This window comes from Ruegeria sp. CI1, from assembly GCF_056536925.1.
Genome location: NZ_JBQFQP010000005.1, coordinates 186,274 through 202,688 on the forward strand (window position 1 = coordinate 186,274; position 16,415 = coordinate 202,688).

Annotated in this window: 15 protein-coding genes; 9 read left to right on the forward strand and 6 right to left on the reverse strand. The window is 58.0% G+C overall.

Annotated elements, in window-relative coordinates:
- Positions 1-33 precede the first annotated feature (33 nt).
- Positions 34-2,178: a malate synthase G gene (locus ACR0LZ_RS07895; protein ID WP_480749244.1), complete on the forward strand. Its 2,145-nt coding sequence runs from the start codon at positions 34-36 to the stop codon at positions 2,176-2,178.
- Positions 2,179-2,244: 66 nt separating this feature from the next.
- A complete protein-coding gene (locus ACR0LZ_RS07900) occupies positions 2,245-2,670 on the forward strand; it encodes a GlcG/HbpS family heme-binding protein (RefSeq protein WP_480749245.1) in 426 nt (141 codons plus the stop codon).
- Here ACR0LZ_RS07900 and ACR0LZ_RS07905 read toward each other — a convergent pair.
- On the reverse strand, positions 2,654-3,628 hold the full coding sequence (locus ACR0LZ_RS07905) for a phosphatase PAP2 family protein (protein ID WP_480749246.1): 975 nt from the start codon (positions 3,626-3,628) through the stop codon (positions 2,654-2,656). The genes ACR0LZ_RS07900 and ACR0LZ_RS07905 overlap by 17 nt on opposite strands.
- Positions 3,629-3,862: 234 nt before the next feature.
- On the opposite strand from ACR0LZ_RS07905, the gene ACR0LZ_RS07910 reads away from it, so the two are divergent.
- Positions 3,863-4,642, forward strand: a complete 780-nt coding sequence (locus tag ACR0LZ_RS07910; RefSeq protein WP_480749247.1) for a gamma-glutamyl-gamma-aminobutyrate hydrolase family protein — start codon at positions 3,863-3,865, stop codon at positions 4,640-4,642.
- Here ACR0LZ_RS07910 and ACR0LZ_RS07915 read toward each other — a convergent pair.
- From ACR0LZ_RS07915 to ACR0LZ_RS07925, 3 genes are all read right to left on the reverse strand, one after another.
- Positions 4,630-5,403: a prephenate dehydrogenase/arogenate dehydrogenase family protein gene (locus ACR0LZ_RS07915; protein WP_480749248.1), complete on the reverse strand. Its 774-nt coding sequence runs from the start codon at positions 5,401-5,403 to the stop codon at positions 4,630-4,632. The genes ACR0LZ_RS07910 and ACR0LZ_RS07915 overlap by 13 nt on opposite strands.
- A gap of 230 nt (positions 5,404-5,633) precedes the next feature.
- The gene (locus ACR0LZ_RS07920; protein ID WP_480749249.1) at positions 5,634-7,874 is read right to left on the reverse strand and encodes a xanthine dehydrogenase family protein molybdopterin-binding subunit; all 2,241 of its coding nucleotides are present in this window, start codon (positions 7,872-7,874) and stop codon (positions 5,634-5,636) included.
- 3 nt (positions 7,875-7,877) lie between these two features.
- On the reverse strand, positions 7,878-8,342 hold the full coding sequence (locus ACR0LZ_RS07925; RefSeq protein ID WP_480749250.1) for a (2Fe-2S)-binding protein: 465 nt from the start codon (positions 8,340-8,342) through the stop codon (positions 7,878-7,880).
- Between the two features lie 102 nt (positions 8,343-8,444).
- On the opposite strand from ACR0LZ_RS07925, the gene ACR0LZ_RS07930 reads away from it, so the two are divergent.
- Positions 8,445-9,023, forward strand: coding sequence for a TetR/AcrR family transcriptional regulator (locus ACR0LZ_RS07930; RefSeq protein ID WP_480749251.1), 579 nt, complete (start codon positions 8,445-8,447; stop codon positions 9,021-9,023).
- On the opposite strand, the gene kynU is transcribed toward ACR0LZ_RS07930, so the two are convergent.
- Together kynU and ACR0LZ_RS07940 are read right to left on the reverse strand one after the other, a co-directional pair.
- Complete coding sequence (gene kynU / locus ACR0LZ_RS07935) at positions 9,016-10,209, reverse strand: kynureninase (RefSeq protein ID WP_480749252.1); 1,194 nt, start codon at positions 10,207-10,209, stop codon at positions 9,016-9,018. The two genes, ACR0LZ_RS07930 and kynU, sit on opposite strands and share 8 nt — an antisense overlap.
- A 77-nt stretch (positions 10,210-10,286) precedes the next feature.
- Positions 10,287-11,039, reverse strand: a complete 753-nt coding sequence (locus ACR0LZ_RS07940) for an SDR family NAD(P)-dependent oxidoreductase (RefSeq protein ID WP_480749253.1) — start codon at positions 11,037-11,039, stop codon at positions 10,287-10,289.
- Positions 11,040-11,159: 120 nt separating this feature from the next.
- Between ACR0LZ_RS07940 and ACR0LZ_RS07945 the strand changes: the two genes are divergently transcribed.
- The 5 genes from ACR0LZ_RS07945 (at position 11,160) to ACR0LZ_RS07965 (ending at position 16,362) form a co-directional block, all read left to right on the forward strand.
- Entirely contained in the window at positions 11,160-12,116 is a 957-nt protein-coding gene (locus tag ACR0LZ_RS07945) for an MBL fold metallo-hydrolase (protein ID WP_480749254.1), read from the forward strand.
- A 174-nt stretch (positions 12,117-12,290) separates the two neighbouring features.
- On the forward strand, positions 12,291-12,749 hold the full coding sequence (locus ACR0LZ_RS07950) for a methyltransferase family protein (RefSeq protein ID WP_480749255.1): 459 nt from the start codon (positions 12,291-12,293) through the stop codon (positions 12,747-12,749).
- 123 nt (positions 12,750-12,872) lie between these two features.
- Positions 12,873-14,444, forward strand: coding sequence for a Re/Si-specific NAD(P)(+) transhydrogenase subunit alpha (locus ACR0LZ_RS07955; protein ID WP_480749256.1), 1,572 nt, complete (start codon positions 12,873-12,875; stop codon positions 14,442-14,444).
- A gap of 13 nt (positions 14,445-14,457) precedes the next feature.
- Positions 14,458-15,912 carry an NAD(P)(+) transhydrogenase (Re/Si-specific) subunit beta gene (locus ACR0LZ_RS07960; protein WP_480749257.1) on the forward strand — a complete coding sequence of 485 codons (1,455 nt, stop codon included), beginning with the start codon at positions 14,458-14,460 and terminating at the stop codon, positions 15,910-15,912.
- 96 nt (positions 15,913-16,008) lie between these two features.
- Positions 16,009-16,362, forward strand: a complete 354-nt coding sequence (locus ACR0LZ_RS07965) for a VOC family protein (RefSeq protein WP_480749258.1) — start codon at positions 16,009-16,011, stop codon at positions 16,360-16,362.
- Positions 16,363-16,415 lie beyond the last annotated feature (53 nt).

Consider the following 16,415-nt stretch of genomic DNA (forward strand, 5'->3'; position numbering starts at 1 on the left):
ATACAGTTGCACACAGTAGCGGGGCGGGAAAATATGAGTGACAGGCTGGATCGGAACGGGCTGAAGGTGGCCGCTGAACTGGCAGAGTTCATCGAAACGAGGGCTTTGCTGGCCAGTGGTGTTTCGGTGGATGCTTTTTGGGCGGGGTTGGCGCGGATGGTGGCGGAACTGACGCCTAAAAATCGCGCCCTGTTGGCCAAGCGCAGTGAGCTGCAGGCCAAGATCGACGCTTGGCACATCGACCACCGTGGCAAGGCCCACGATCACGAAGCTTATAAGGCTTTCCTCACCGAAATTGGTTATCTGCTGCCAGAAAGCGATGACTTCGAAGTCGAAACCGCAAATGTTGATCCCGAAATCGCGACCATACCGGGGCCGCAACTTGTGGTGCCCATCACCAATGCCCGCTATGCACTGAACGCGGCCAATGCCCGGTGGGGCAGCCTGTATGACAGTCTTTACGGTACTGATGCGCTGGGCAGCCTGCCGTCGGCCGGTGGCTATGACCGGGGGCGCGGGGCACGGGTTGTGGCCTGGGCGCGTGTGTTTCTTGATGATGCGTTCCCGGTCTCGGGCACCAGTCACGCGGATGCGCGGCGTTACCATATCAAAGAAGGTATGCTGCTGGTGGATGATCTGCCGTTGGAGCAGCCCGAAAAATTCGCGGGCTACAAGGGCGATCCGCGTGCGCCGGATTCAGTTTTTTTATGCAACCACGGTCTTCATGTAGAGCTGGTCTTCGATCGCGCCCATCCGATTGGTAGCCGCGATCAGGCCTGCCTGGCCGATGTCCGGATGGAAAGCGCTGTTTCGGCAATCATGGATTGCGAGGATTCGGTCGCGTGCGTCGATGCCGAAGACAAGGTATTGGCCTATTCCAACTGGCTGGGTCTGATGAAAGGTGATCTGACCGAAGAGGTCAGCAAGGGTGGAAAAACCTTCACCCGGCGACTGGCGGGGGACAAGACCTATACCACTCCCAGCGGCGAGATGGCGGCGCTGAAGGGGCGCGCGCTGATGCTGGTGCGCAACGTGGGCCATCTGATGACCAACCCGGCCATTCTGGATGGAGAGGGGCAGGAAATATTCGAAGGGCTTATGGATGCCCTGATCACTGTCATGATCGCAAAGCACGATCTGGATCGTGAGGGCGGCAATTCGGTTCATGGCTCGGTCTATGTGGTCAAGCCCAAGATGCACGGCCCGGAAGAAGTGGCTTTCGCGGTAGAGACTTTTGACATGGTCGAGGACATTCTTGGTCTGCCGCGAAATACCGTGAAAATCGGCATAATGGATGAGGAACGGCGCACGACGGTCAACCTCAAGGAATGTATCCGCGCCGCGAAATCGAGGGTGGCTTTCATCAATACAGGATTCCTCGACCGGACGGGTGATGAGATTCATACATCGATGGAGGCGGGGCCATTCAGCCGTAAGGATTTCATCAAGCGCAAGGCCTGGATCGGAGCTTATGAAAACCTCAATGTCGATATCGGGCTGGAATGCGGGTTGCAGGGCCGGGCGCAGATCGGCAAAGGCATGTGGGCCATGCCCGACCGTATGGCGGCGATGCTGGAGACCAAGATCGAACACCCCAAGGCAGGTGCGAACTGCGCCTGGGTGCCCAGCCCAACGGCAGCAACGTTGCATGCGCTGCATTATCACAAGGTCGATGTGTTTGCGGTGCAGAACGCACTGAAAGCCGGCGGGCGCCGGGCGCATGTGGACGGCGTTCTGGACATCCCGCTGGCAGCGTTCCGCAAATGGTCGCCCGACCAGATCCGCCGCGAAGTGGAGAACAACGCGCAAGGTATTCTTGGATATGTCGTGCGGTGGATCGATCAGGGGGTCGGATGCTCCAAAGTGCCCGACATCAACAATGTAGGCCTGATGGAAGACCGCGCCACCTGCCGGATTTCGGCTCAGCATATCGCCAACTGGCTGCATCACGGCGTCGTATCAGGGCAGGACGTCATGGCCGCAATGCGTAAGATGGCGGCTGTGGTCGATGAGCAGAACGCGGACGACCCGGCCTATCGCCCCATGGCCCCGGGCTTTGACGGCATCGCCTTTCAGGCGGCGTGTGATCTGGTGTTCAAGGGGCGTGAACAACCCTCGGGATATACCGAGCCGGTGTTGCATGCGCGGCGCTTGGAATTGAAGGCCAGCCTGCGCTAAGGATACATAGGCAAGCGGCAAAAGCCCGCTGGCAGATTTCTGATGTCCAGATGAAAGGGACAGGATATGGCAATTACCCTGCGGCGTGCGCGCACGATCATCCGAAAGGCTTTGGAAAAAGGCCACGAGATGGAGTTGAAACCCCTTTCAGTTGTCGTTCTGGATGCCGGAGGGCACGTGATTGCCTTTGAGCGCGAAGACGGTGCGGCGCCGGGCCGTTTCGCGATTGCGCACGGCAAGGCTTATGGTTCGATCATGTTGGGCATGGCGGGCACGGCGCAAATGCAGCGCGCCGAAGGTCAGGCCTATTTCATGGCGGCCGTGAACGGGGTCTATGGCGGGCAGGTGATCCCGGTACCCGGAGGCGTACTGTTGCGCGACAAGAAAGGCGCTGTCATCGGAGCAGTTGGCGTGACCGGTGACACGTCGGACAATGATGCGGCAGCGGCGCTGGCGGGAATCGAAGCAACGGGCCTTATCGGAGAGGTTTGATTTTTCGCCGCGAGGCGGGCGTGTCCGGGGCAATCCATCCGGCCAGCACTGCAGAAATGACAAAGGTCACGATCCCGCCGATTGCATCTGTCAGATGATGGCCGCCATGCATCAGGATTGCGGGTATCATCAAGGTATTGAGAGCCAGGGCCGGATAAATCAAACACGTACCCCTGAGGTACCAGACCGCCAGAAGTGCCATGACGGTGTGATACGAGGGAAATGCAATGGCGCCCACGATGTTTTCCGGGCCAATTTCCGGCAGGCCGTTGTCTGCCAAATGTCTCAGATAGGCGCCGTATTCGTTGTTGGTGACCAGCCCCGTCACTTCAATTGTTCGCTCGGGGATATTGTAAAATGCCGATGGCCCGACGCTTGGTGCAATCCACCAGATCAGTGTGGTCAAAAGCAAGCTGATGCTTCCTGCAAGCAGTGTCTGATGCAATCGAAGAATTTGACCGGTCAAAGATAAAAAGGCCACCAGAGCAAAAAGCTGTGCCAGAGAACTGATATAGACAAGGCCCAGAACCCGCGAGGCCAGGGGATAGTTCCCGAAAAACTCGACGAATGCGGGCCAGCTGTACCCGAAAACGGCGTCAATTCGCATCAGGGTCAGGTCGGTGCTCAGATCCTGCGTCGGAAAGCGCAGGAAAATCAGGAGCGTCGTAAAACAGGTGAAGCCCAGATAAATACTGTTCGCGATGGCCAGGTGGGCGAGGTTTTCGCGGTTTTTGCGAAGCCGTATATATAGTCCAGCCGCGAAGAGGGCCGCAGCAGATGCCGCGCCGGTGCCGAAACCGCGCCAATCAACGGGCTTAGCGTAAGCTGTGGATATGACGACGCAAAGCAAGGCGGTCACGACCAGCAGGATCAGGAGCAAGATCTCATTGGCCTGCAACGCGGACTTGAAAAACCGGCGCAAAAGAACTGTGTCGGAACAATGAGACGCGTCGCTCATGATACCTCGATCGGAAAAGGTTCACATGTGTCGATTGGCCGATTTTTGTGTCCAATTTGTGACGCCCGTGCGGGATTGTTGAGGAGTGTGACGTGTTTGGGTGGGGAGCGGGACATGTGGGCTGAGTGCATCAATGAACATCACATTGCGCTGTCGTGCAGGCCGTGTTCTGTTGCGGGGCCAGTTGCGACGCGCTAGGTTCGGGGCAACACACTCAACAAATTGGGAAAACCCATGGCGCGCCCGGTCGTCGGTATCATTGGAAACTCCTACCTGATCAACGATGAATATCCGACGCATGCCGGGGGGACGATGAACTCGGACGCGGTTGCGAACGTGTCAGGTTGTCTGCCGATGCTGGTACCCGCCGATCCGCGGTTGGTTTCGGTGGCCGAGCTTATGGAAGTGTGCGACGGGTTTTTGTTCACCGGTGGACGCCCCAATGTTCATCCGGAGGAATATGGCGAAGCTGCGACCGATGCGCATGGCGAGTTTGACCGGGCGCGGGATGCAATTACCCTGCCTCTGATCCGCGCTTGCGTCGAACGCGGTCAACCGATCCTGGGGATATGCCGTGGGTTCCAAGAGGTGAACGTCGCGCTGGGCGGAACGCTCTACCCGGAGATCCGGGACTTGCCGGGACGCATGAATCACCGCATGCCACCTGACGGCACGCTGGAGGAGAAATTCGCGCTGCGCCACGTCGTCACGCTGACGGAGAACGGTGTGTTTCACCGGCTGTTTGACGCGCCGCAGGTGATGACCAACACCTTGCATGGGCAGGGTATCAAGGTGCCGGGGAAGGGTATTGTCATTGATGGTCATGCTCCGGATGGCACGCCCGAGGCGATCTATGTCGAGGATGCACCGGGCTTTACCCTGTCGGTGCAGTGGCACCCCGAATGGGATGCCGCCAACGACCCGGTGTCGCGCCCGCTGTTCACTGCCTTTGGCGATGCCGTTCGCGGTTGGGCGGGGTGCAGGGGAACCGGGATTTATCGTCAAACCGCCTGATCCAGTTTGAGAACCACATCATTTTTTGGGACCAGCTCGTGCATCAAGGCGTCGGCGCGTGCCATGAATTTTTCGCGCGCTGAGGCTGCAAAGGGATTGTCCTGTTCGATAGCGTGAAAGACGCCGGGCGGGTCATGACGCACCATGTCGATCGCTTCGCACAGACAATCAAAGCTTGCGGTGGTCAGACGGTTTGGCAACGGTTCCAGAGCGGTCATGGCGCGGGCGATGAAATGGGTGAGGCCCTGTGCGATGGCGGCCTCATGGTCATGCTCTTCGGCTGTTACAAGAAAAGGACGCAAGCCAAGATGGCGGCGCATCAGGGCGGCGAGTGTCAGGCAGGCGTCACCGCGAATTCGGCATACAGCGATTTTTCGACCCTGCACGCCTTCCTTTGCGCTCTGCGGTCCGAACAATGGGTGCGTGCCGACAATCTGGACGTCGGATGGCAGGAGCCTCACCATGGCTTGAACCGGGCCGATCTTGACCGAGGCTACGTCGGCAACGATGGCCCCGGACCGCAGATGTGGGGCAATGGATTTGAGCGTCGTATCCAGAGCGCTGACAGGCACGGCAAGAATGATCAGATCGCATTGCGCAACCTGAAGCGGGGTGCCGCAGGTGATACTGGCAGGTGCGTTGTTCATCATCGGGTCGTGTACGATGATGGGAACAAGCGGTGACAGGTGCCGGACGATCAGGCGACCAAATGCGCCAAAGCCCATGAGGCCAACAGATCTGATTTCGGGTCGGGTTTGCATCGGGATACTCCGGGGGGTGGGCCGCGATGCAGGAAAGTGGATAAGTTCGAACCGCCTGTCGCGGCGGTTGAACATTATTGAGCGCCCGCCGTTATATGGACGGGGGATAATAGAAATTAACGAAGAAGGTCCGTTTCTTGCTCATGCGACGTGCTCTAGCGGCAAAGGCCGGTTCGGGTCAAGCCCAGAAGGGCAAACCCGCCTGAACGAGCGGGCTTTTCAATGCGGTTTCAAACCAACAGATTGAAGCTCTTGTTAAAGGGCATGCTGCGCGCCCGTTGTCCGGTCAGGTCGAACAGAGCGTTGCCGAGTGCAGGCATGGATGGGGGCGTTCCGGGTTCTCCGGCACCGCCCATGAAACGGTTGGTTTCCAGCACGCGGACCTCGACCTGGGGTGCTGTATGCATGCGCATCGCGTCATAGTCTGGGAAGTTCAGCTGTTCGACTTCGCCGTCAGCGAACGTGATTTCGCCGAAACAGGCAGCGGACAGACCGTACATCATGCCACCGAACATCTGTGCCTTGACGGTTTCGGGATCCAGCGCCAGCCCCATGTCGCAGGCGATCCAGGCCTTGCTGATGCGGATAGTGCCGGAGTCTTCGATCACTTCGATCACCTGCGCAACCGGGGTGCCGAAGCTATAGGTAAAGGCCACGCCGCGCCCGACGCCATCGGGTGTCTGGCCTGTCCAGCCAGACATCTCGCGCACCGCTTCCAGACAGCCCGCCGAGGGGGCGTGTTCGTCCTTCATCAGTTCCAATCTGAATTCCAGCGGGTCGCTCCCGGCGGCATGGGCCATCTCATCCATGAATGTTTCGTGGAAGAACCCGTTGTGACTGTTGCCGACCGAGCGCCAGAAACCGACTGGGACCTGCAGATCGGCAATATGGCCGCTCATGCGGTAGTTCGGCACGGCATAGGGTTGGTTGAAGAACCCCTCGACCAGCACCTTGTCGGGACCGCCGCCCGCGAAACCGGTCACTCTTGCCACGGCTTGGTGAGTGGGGGACTGAGACGCGACTTTACCATCGATCAGAACCGCCTTGCCGTCCACAACAGCACCGCGCATCCGGGCGATAGCTCCGGGGCGGTAGAAATCGTGGCGCATGTCCTCTTCGCGGCTCCATGTGGTCTGGACAGGGACATTGGGCATGGCCATTGCGACCTTTGTCGCGATCACGCCAAAGTCGAATTCGCCGCGGCGACCGAAACCGCCACCAAGATAGGTGGTGTGAACCTCTACGGCCTCGGTGTCGAGATTGGCGGCGCTGGCGCATTTCATCTGCATGATAGTTGGCGCTTGATTGCCGCCCCAGAATTCCAGCTTGTCACCCGAGAACAGGGCGGTTGCCGTCATCGGCTCCATCGTTGCATGAGCGAGATAAGGCACGGTATATTCTGCAGTGAATTCGGTGGCGCCCTCGGGCATCACGCTGACGTCGCCATCGTCGCGCATGGTCGAGTTGGGGTTTTCGTCGAAGGCCTTGGAGATATTGGCAAAAATCTCTTCGGTTTCATTGGGATAGGGCGCGTCTTCCCATTCAACTGCAATCGCTTCGACGGCCTGAATGGCCAGCCATGTGTTGTTGGCGATCACCGCGACGCCGGTGCCCAAATTCACGATATTCTCGACGCCCGGCATGGACTTGGCGAGGCTGTCGTCGAAGTCCTTCATACTGCCGCCGAGTTTCGGATTCATGCGCACGCTGGCGAATTTCATCCCCGGCAAACGCACATCAATGCCAAATTGCGCGGTGCCGGTGGCCTTTTCAACCATATCCAGACGCGACAGGGATTTTCCCAGATAGCGCCATTGGGACGGATCGCGTAGCGCGGTTTCGATCGGCTCAAGCCGAGCGGCATCCATCGCCAGTTCGGAATAGCTCAGCTTGGTGCCGTCCGGTGCGATGACGTGTCCGCTTTCGGTTTTGAGTTGGCTGCGTTCCGCGCCAAGCCGGTCTGCTGCGGCCTGTTTCAGTGTCTCCCGGGCCGACGCGCCAGCCTCTCGCATACGCTCGAACCCGTCTTTCATCGACGTTGAACCACCCGTCACCTGCAAGCTCAACACTTTGCCGACGACGCCAAGCGCCTCGCCCAGGCTGTGCTGGAAGTTCGACACGTCATATCCCTTGTTGGGCAGACCTTCACCAATCATCGCCGAGTTGTAGTAAGCGGCGGCGGCGGGGCCGTGCAACACGGTCACCTGATCAAGATCGACATCCAGTTCTTCTGCGATCAGTGCGGCCCATGTGGTCTTGACGCCTTGTCCCATTTCGGCACGTGGGGCGAACAGGGTAACGCCGTTCTGGTCGATCAGCACAAAGGGGTTCAGAGCAGCTTGCCCATCTTTGGGTTTCAGCGGGTTCGGGGCTGGTCGGTTAACGTAGTAGGCGCCAAATGCAACGCCACCGACAATGGCTGTGGAACCGATGAGGAAGGTGCGGCGCAGGATTTTTCCGATGCTTGCCATCTCTTACGCTTCTTTCAGTTTTGCTGCCGCGTCATGGATTGCAGCGCGAATTCGCGGATAGGTTCCGCAGCGGCACAGATTGCCTTGCATGGCTTCGTCAATCTCGGCATCCGAGGGGGCGGGGATTGCCGCCAAAAGTGATGCGGCCTGCATGATCTGCCCTGACTGGCAATAACCACATTGCGCCACCTGGTGATCGACCCATGACTGTTGGATGGCGGTCATCGCATCAGGTGTGCCCAGACCTTCGATCGTAGTCACTTCGCCCCAAACATCCGAGAGAGGCACCTGACAGGAGCGTACGGCCTCGCCATCGATGTGGACGGTACAGGCACCGCAAGCAGCGACACCGCACCCGAATTTGGTGCCAGTCAGACCGAGTTCATCGCGGAGCACCCACAACAGAGGGACTTCGTCGGGCAGGTCGACCTGATGGGTTTGGCCGTTGATGATGAGGGAAGTTGCCATGTCGGATCTCGCTATTGCTCTTGCTCCGGTTCCTGACAAAATGGGCTAATAATGTCATGGTGTCAATTGACAAAATTTGCAAAAACTGTCACAGGTCAATCTATGAAAGACGCAGACATTGATCCCCGGCAAAAGGCGATACTCGAATCAGCCTGGCAGGCGTTTGCGACCTATGGGTTTCGCAAGACGTCGATGGATGACATAGCACGCGGCGCCAGGATTTCCCGTCCTGCGGTCTATTTGTATTACAAGAACAAGGAAGCGATCTTTCGCAGTCTGGTTGAGCTTCACTATGCCAGCAAGACCGCCGCTGTGAGGGAAGCCCTGAATGGAAGCAGGTCGGTCGCGGAAACTATGGCGGCCGCCATGGCCGCCCAGGGCGAAGGAATGGAAGCGCTTTTAAACTCTCCGCACGGTCTTGAGTTGCTGGATGCAGGAACATCGACCGCGCCCGATATCGTGCAAGAAGGTGAGGCACGATTGAGCGCCCTTTATGCCAACTGGCTGCAGCGAATGGCTGAGGCGGGAGTCGTGCATTTGAACGCCGACGCCTCTGACGTCGCTGCGACGATCACGTCAGCACTGAAAGGGATCAAGTCAACGGCGCCGGATTATCGCGTCTTTGTTGCGCGCGTCGACCAACTGGCGGGCTTGATTGGGGCGGGGCTGGAAGTCAGGTAACGCGCTGGCGAAGCTTGTATTCCGCGATGTCCCACAATTTGTTCTGCATCACATCGGCAAGAATGTCGGCGGCGCGCGTCACGTCTTGTTCGTCAATATAAAGCGGGGTGAAGCCGAACCGCATGATGTCGGGGGCGCGGAAATCACCGATCACTCCGCGCGCGATCAGGGCCTGCATGGCCGCGTATCCGTCGGAAAAGCGAAACGACACCTGACTGCCGCGTTGGCTCGGGTCGCGCGGACTGGCCAGCGTCAACTCGGGGCAGGTGGCTTCGACTTTTCGAATGAAGAGCTCGGTCAACTCTACTGATTTTGCACGCACATCCGCGATATCGGCCATGTCCCACACGTCCATTGCGGCCGAAAGGGCCGTCATCTGGATGACCGGCGGAGTGCCGACACGCATCCGTTCGATTCCGGTTCCAGGGCGGTAGTCGAGATCGAAGGCAAATGGTGCCTCGTGCCCCAGCCACCCCGACAGAGCCGGGCATACCCTGCCAACCAGACGTGGTGCAACGTAGATGAAAGCAGGAGCGCCAGGACCACCGTTGAGGTATTTGTACGTGCACCCCACTGCGAAATCGGCGTTGCATCCGACAAGATCGACCGGAATGGCCCCGGCGGAATGGGCAAGATCCCAGACAGTGACAACTCCATTGGCGTGAGCCAGTTCGGTCAGCGCTTTCATGTCGTGCATGCGACCGGTACGATAATCCACTTCGGTCAGCATCAGCACCGCGACCTCTTCGGTGATGTGATCCGCGATAGCCTCGGGGTCCACCACTCGCAACTCGTAGTCAGCCCCAAGTGACCGCAAAAGACCGTCGACCATATAGAGGTCGGTCGGGAAATTCCCGTTATCCGACAAGACGACCTTGCGGCCGGGGTTGAACTCCAACGCCGAGGCGACCGCCTGATAAACCTTGATCGACAGGGTGTCTCCGACGACCGTGCAGCCGGGTTCAGCCCCGATCAGTCTGCCGATCCGGTCGCCCAACCCGGTCGGCAAGCCCATCCAGTCCGCCTTGTTCCATCCGGTTATCAGCATGTCGCCCCATTCGTCGGACATCATGCTCTGAACCCGTACCTTTGCTGCTTTTGGCACCGGGCCCAGCGAGTTGCCATCAAGATACAGGATGCCTTCGGGCAGATCGAACATCGCCTTGGTCGCGGCAAAATCGGTCATTGTGGTCTCGCGAATTGTTTTAAGCTTGAAGTATGTGTTGGATATAGCTTCTGTCGGGATTTGTCCAGCAAGCCCGCTTAAACTTGCCCACCGGCTATCTGGATGCACTGCCCATTGATGCTTTCCGAGCCCGGCCGCACCAGCCACAAGGCTGCAGCAGCAACTTCGTCGGGTGCAATCAGCCGCTTGTGGCGGTTCTGGTCAACCATGACCTTCAGTGCATCGTCCTCGCTGATTCCGGTGCGTTGCGAAATGGACGCCTTGTTGCGCTCCACGATAGGCGTTTCGACATAGCCGGGACACAGTGCGTTGAAGGTAAAGGGCGTTCCCATGAATTCCTCGGAAAAGCTGCGAGTCAAGCCGATCAGCCCGTGTTTCGAAGCGGCATAAGCTCCAATTCCCGGCGCTCCGCGAAGCCCGGCAATGGACGCTATCGTAATGACCCGACCCCAGTCAGTTTCCACCATGGAGTGCAGGCTTTCACGAATCGTCAGGAAAGCACCATCGAGATTGGTTGCCATGATGTCCCGCCAGAACGCCAAATCCGTCTTTTGCAACTTCTTGCCGACGGCAATACCTGCGTTGGCGACACATATCTGGATCGGGCCGCGTGCATCGACGGACTGGTTGACACATCTCACGACATCTTCCTCGTCCCGGACATCCATTGCAGATCCGAAAATGCGATCATTGGCGACCTGATCCAGCACTTCTTGGCGACGTCCCGTAATTGTCACCGCTGCGCCTTCGCTGGCCAGCGCCCGGGCGATGGCCAATCCGATTCCGGTACCACCGCCGGTGACAAGCGCATGTTTTCCGTTAAGCTTCACGTGCAATCCTCCCTATTGCCACAAAGCCTATCGCGAGTTTTGCCTGTGACAAGACGCGCCGTCCCGTCACTTGAATTATTATGCATGAATGCGAATGTGAATCTGTAGTGCGGAGGGCAGATGTTTCAGAAATCCATGACCTATACTTATGTCGCCGCGTTGGCGGCATCTTCAGTATCCGCGAGCGAGGACATCGCGGACCAATATCCGCAATCCGAGCTGTATTCCAAGCCGGTCGAGGTCATCCCGCATGTTTTTTCCGCCATCGGGGCAACTGCACCGCCGACCTACGAGAATGCCGGTCACAACAATAACCTGTCCTTTGTCGTGACGGATGAAGGGGTTGTCGTCGTCAACTCGGGTGCGTCAAGCCGTCTGGCGGCGGCCTTGCATCAGGAAATCAAGGCGATAACCGATCAACCCGTGGTTCTGGTCATCAATGAAAACGGGCAGGGCCATGCGATGCTGGGTAATGGGTATTGGCGTGATCAAGGGGTCGATATCCTGGCGCATGTCGATGCCGTGACCGAGACCACTGAAAACGGCGATTTCATCCTGCAGGGAATGGAGCGATACAACAAGGATCGCGCTGAAGGCACCCGGGTTGAGCATGCAAACCTTACCTTTGAAGATGAATATGCGCTTTCTCTAGGTGGAGTGGAGATCAAGGTTCTTCATCTCGGGCCTGCCCACGACCCCGGTGACAGTCAGGTCTGGATTCCGCAATGGGGTATCATGATCACCGGCGACATCGCGTTTCATGAGCGGATGCTGCCGATATTCGAACATACCTGTACAAGTTGTTGGATAGAGACTTGGGAAACCAAGCTGGAACCCATCGCTCCGACTTACGTCATTCCAGGACACGGGCACCCCACGAACTTCGCTCAGGTTCGGCGGTACACAGTCGAATATCTCAAGGATTTGCGCGAAAAAATCGGTGTGCACATTGATGAGGGCGGCGATCTGGCCAGCGCATATTACGTAGACCAGTCGCGCTGGGAAGCTTTGGATACCTTCGAGGAGTTGGCGACCAAGAATGCAGGGCGCGTCTTCGAAGAAATGGAGTGGGAATAAGCCCTGCAATCAGCGTGATTTCCGGGCCATCGTGCCCGTGTTTTCGTCGCTGCGGCATATACGTTCTTTTTGGCGTTTTTCGACCGACAAGCTTTGCTAAAGCGATGGGAACGGTTTACGACATATTTCGAAGGAAAACCGACCCAACAACTTTGTCGCGAGCAAGGAATTCAAATGCGCCGAATCGACGTGCCACCCGTCTGGCTGTTAGGCTTTGCTGCCCTGGCGTGGATCCAGTCTCGGCATATGACCTTGGGGCTATCGCTGGACAGTGGGTTTACTGACCTGATCAGTGGCCTGTTGATTGGCGGCGGCGTGTTGCTGATCGTGTTCGCGGCCATGGAGTTCCGTCGCCACCGCACCACGATCATCCCACACGAGACGCCCACGGCGATGGTGCAGACCGGCATCTATCGGCGCAGCCGCAATCCGATCTATCTGGGGGATGTGTTGATCTTGACCGGGTTGATCCTGCGGTTTGACGCGGTTTTGTCGCTGGCGCTGGTTCCGGTTTTCTTCTGGCTTCTCGAACGACACTTCATTCTGCCGGAAGAGGACAGGTTGCGCCGAACTTTCCGAATGGATTTTGCTCGGTATGAACGAAAAACCGGCAGGTGGATCGGATGGGAGTGAACATTTGACATCACGTCAATAATGCTGCACTTGCGAAATAATGTTGCGCAAGATACATCTTTGCTTTGCAAACAATACCGAGGCCCGGTTGAGCTTGGCGAACACAAAAGGGGGACCTGACTGGTGAAGATAGGCACACCAAAAGAAATATTTGAAGGCGAGAACCGGGTCGCGATGACGCCCGACTCGGCGCTGCAATTGCAGAAACTCGGCTATGACTGCGTGATCGAAAGTGGCGCGGGTGCCGCGGCAGGGTTTTCGGACGCGGCTTATGAAGCGGCAGGTGTCGAAATCGTCAAGACGCCAGCGGCATTGTGGAAGTCGGCCGACATCATCGCCAAAGTCCGCCAGCCGAACGAAACCGAACTGAAGCGGCTTAACAAGAGCAAAACGCTGATTTCCTTCTTCAACCCGGCGGGGAACGAAGACGGCATGGAACTGGCCAAATCCAAGGGCGCGAATGTGATCGCGATGGAGATGGTTCCGCGTATCAGCCGCGCGCAGAAGATGGATGCGCTGAGCTCGATGGCCAATATCGCCGGCTATCGCGCGGTGATCGAGGCGGGCAACAACTTTGGCCGCTTCTTCACAGGTCAGGTGACGGCGGCAGGCAAGGTGCCGCCGGCCAAGGTGCTGATCGTCGGTGCCGGTGTTGCCGGATTGGCCGCCATCGGTACCTCGACCTCGCTGGGTGCGATTACTTATGCCTTTGACGTGCGCCCTGAAGTGGCCGAACAGGTCGAGTCGATGGGCGCCGAATTCGTCTATCTGGATTTCGAGGAAGAACAGCAGGACGGCGCCGCTACCGGCGGTTATGCCTCCGTCTCATCCCCGGAGTTCCGCGAGGCGCAGCTGGCCAAGTTTCGCGAACTGGCACCAGAGATGGACATCGTGATCACCACGGCACTGATCCCCAACCGCGACGCACCCAAGCTGTGGCTTGAGGACATGGTCGCGGCAATGAAACCGGGTTCGGTCATTGTGGATCTTGCGGCCGAACGCGGCGGCAACGTCGAAGGCACCGTCAAGGATGAGAAAGTGGTCACTGAAAACGGTGTTACCATCATCGGATATACGGACTTCCCGAGCCGAATGGCGGCACAATCCTCGTCGCTATATGCCACGAATATCCGTCATATGATGACTGACCTGACGCCCGAAAAGGACGGGCAGGTCAATCACGACATGGACGACGACGTAATCCGCGGCGCGACCGTCACCTATCAGGGCGAGATCACCTTTCCGCCGCCGCCGCCGAAAATTCAGGCGATTGCGGCAAAGCCCAAGGAAAAACCAAAGGAGCTGACAGCCGAGGAAAAACGCGCGCAGGAAGTTGCGGCGTTCAAGGCCCAGACCAAGCAGCAGTTTACCCTGCTCGGCGTCGGTGGGGTACTGATGTTGTTGGTGGGCCTCGTCGCTCCGGCCAGTTTCATGCAGCACTTCATCGTTTTCGTGCTGGCGATCTTTGTGGGCTTCCAGGTGATCTGGAACGTCTCGCACAGCCTGCACACTCCGCTTATGGCGATCACCAACGCGATTTCGTCGATCATCATCGTTGGGGCTTTGATGCAGATCGGATCGGGTTCTTTCCTGGTCATTTTGCTGGCGGCGCTGTCCGTCTTCATGGCCGGGATCAACATCTTCGGCGGTTTCCTCGTAACCCGGCGCATGCTCGCCATGTTCCAGAAATCTTAAGGAGGCCGGGTAAATGGATTATGGCTTCACTACTGCCGCCTATGTTGTTGCGGCTGTTCTGTTCATCCTTTCCCTCGGCGGGTTGTCGAACCAGGAAAGCGCCAAGCGCGCGGTCTGGTACGGCATCGTCGGTATGGCGCTGGCCGTCTTTGCCACGCTGGTTGGCCCCGGTTCTGGCCTGTGGTTGCTGTCGATCCTGCTGATCATCGGCGGCGGACTGATCGGTCAATACGTGGCGCAGCGCGTGCAGATGACCGAGATGCCACAGCTGGTGGCCGCAATGCACTCGCTAGTTGGTCTGGCGGCCGTGTTCGTTGGCTTTAACGCACACTTTGAGATCGGCAACGTGGCGCAGGTCATGGCCATCGCCGACAGCGCGAAAGAAGCGGACCTGTCCGATCTGGGCGCATTTGCCAAGCTGATCGCCAAGAAGACCTCGGCTGAATTGGCAATTCTGCACGTCGAGTTGTTCCTGGGCATCTTCATCGGTGCGATCACCTTTACCGGTTCGGTTGTGGCTTATGGCAAGCTGGCGGGCAAAGTGACTTCGGCGGCGACAAAGCTGCCCGGGGGACATGCGTTGAACGCAGGTGCCGCGGCTTTGTCGTTGATCTGTCTGATCTGGTACACCAACTCGGGCGGTTTCTTTCCGCTGTTCCTGATGACGCTGGCGGCGCTGTTCATCGGCTATCACCTGATCATGGGCATCGGTGGCGCGGACATGCCGGTGGTTGTGTCGATGCTGAACAGCTACTCGGGCTGGGCGGCTGCGGCGATCGGCTTTTCGTTGGGCAACGACCTTCTTATTGTTGTCGGTGCGCTGGTGGGTTCCTCGGGTGCGATCCTGTCCTACATAATGTGCAAGGCGATGAACCGTCACTTTGTCAGCGTGATCTTGGGCGGTTTTGGGAATACCGGAGGCCCGCAAATGGAGGTCGAGGGTGAGCAGATCGCCATCGAGGCGGATGGTGTTGCCGCAGCCTTGAACGACGCTGACAGCGTGATCATCATCCCCGGATATGGCATGGCCGTGGCGCAGGCGCAGCAATCGGTCAGTGAACTGGTGCGCAAACTGCGCGCCAAGGGAAAGAACGTGCGTTTTGCCATCCACCCGGTTGCCGGGCGTTTGCCAGGACACATGAACGTTCTGCTGGCAGAGGCGAAAGTGCCGTATGACATCGTTCTGGAAATGGACGAGATCAACGACGATTTCCCGGATACGGATGTAGCCATCGTGATCGGTTCGAACGATATCGTGAACCCTGCAGCACAGGAAGACCCCAACAGCCCCATCGCCGGTATGCCGGTTCTGGAATGCTGGAAGGCCAAGCAGGTGTTCGTGTCCAAGCGTGGTCAGGGCACCGGCTATTCTGGTATCGAGAACCCGCTGTTCTTCAAAGAGAACACGAGGATGTTCTATGGGGACGCCAAGCAGTCGCTGGATAAGCTGCTGCCGATGATCGACTAATTCGTTCAATTGCTACAATATCGGGGCGTCCCATGCGGGCGCCCCTTTTTTGTGAATGGTGCTGCCTGGCATGAGCTGAATAGAGCGGAGGTTACGATGGAAAAGGTGAACGGCATCGGCGGCTTCTTTTTTCGCGCCAGAGATCCTGATGCTCTGGCTGAGTGGTATGAAACACATTTGGGAGTAAACCGGCTGAACCCGCTGCCGTGGCAACAGCGCGAAGGCTATACCGTCTTTGCCCCCTTCGCGCGGGATACGGAGTATTTTGGCAAGGCCGGTCAGCAGTGGATGATCAATTTCCGGGTGGATGATCTGGGCGCCATGGTCGGGCAACTTCGTGCCGCCGGAATCGATGTTGAAACTCGCGCCGACTGGGACAGCGAGGCGGGGCGATTCGCCCGCATTCACGACCCCGAGGGTAACCCGATCGAATTATGGCAGCCGAATTAGAGGTTTAGCAGACGTGCATACAATGGTATTCACGTAAGTGTATGAAATAAAAA

What these genes read in the sequence shown, in the direction of transcription:
- ACR0LZ_RS07895 (WP_480749244.1), top strand. Translation starts at nt 34, where the DNA reads ATGAGTGACAGGCTGGATCGGAACGGGCTGAAGGTGGCCGCTGAACTG.
- ACR0LZ_RS07900 (WP_480749245.1), top strand. Translation starts at nt 2,245, where the DNA reads ATGGCAATTACCCTGCGGCGTGCGCGCACGATCATCCGAAAGGCTTTG.
- ACR0LZ_RS07905 (WP_480749246.1), bottom strand. Translation starts at nt 3,628, where the DNA reads ATGAGCGACGCGTCTCATTGTTCCGACACAGTTCTTTTGCGCCGGTTT.
- ACR0LZ_RS07910 (WP_480749247.1), top strand. Translation starts at nt 3,863, where the DNA reads ATGGCGCGCCCGGTCGTCGGTATCATTGGAAACTCCTACCTGATCAAC.
- ACR0LZ_RS07915 (WP_480749248.1), bottom strand. Translation starts at nt 5,403, where the DNA reads ATGCAAACCCGACCCGAAATCAGATCTGTTGGCCTCATGGGCTTTGGC.
- ACR0LZ_RS07920 (WP_480749249.1), bottom strand. Translation starts at nt 7,874, where the DNA reads ATGGCAAGCATCGGAAAAATCCTGCGCCGCACCTTCCTCATCGGTTCC.
- ACR0LZ_RS07925 (WP_480749250.1), bottom strand. Translation starts at nt 8,342, where the DNA reads ATGGCAACTTCCCTCATCATCAACGGCCAAACCCATCAGGTCGACCTG.
- ACR0LZ_RS07930 (WP_480749251.1), top strand. Translation starts at nt 8,445, where the DNA reads ATGAAAGACGCAGACATTGATCCCCGGCAAAAGGCGATACTCGAATCA.
- kynU (WP_480749252.1), bottom strand. Translation starts at nt 10,209, where the DNA reads ATGACCGATTTTGCCGCGACCAAGGCGATGTTCGATCTGCCCGAAGGC.
- ACR0LZ_RS07945 (WP_480749254.1), top strand. Translation starts at nt 11,160, where the DNA reads ATGTTTCAGAAATCCATGACCTATACTTATGTCGCCGCGTTGGCGGCA.
- ACR0LZ_RS07950 (WP_480749255.1), top strand. Translation starts at nt 12,291, where the DNA reads ATGCGCCGAATCGACGTGCCACCCGTCTGGCTGTTAGGCTTTGCTGCC.
- ACR0LZ_RS07960 (WP_480749257.1), top strand. Translation starts at nt 14,458, where the DNA reads ATGGATTATGGCTTCACTACTGCCGCCTATGTTGTTGCGGCTGTTCTG.
- ACR0LZ_RS07965 (WP_480749258.1), top strand. Translation starts at nt 16,009, where the DNA reads ATGGAAAAGGTGAACGGCATCGGCGGCTTCTTTTTTCGCGCCAGAGAT.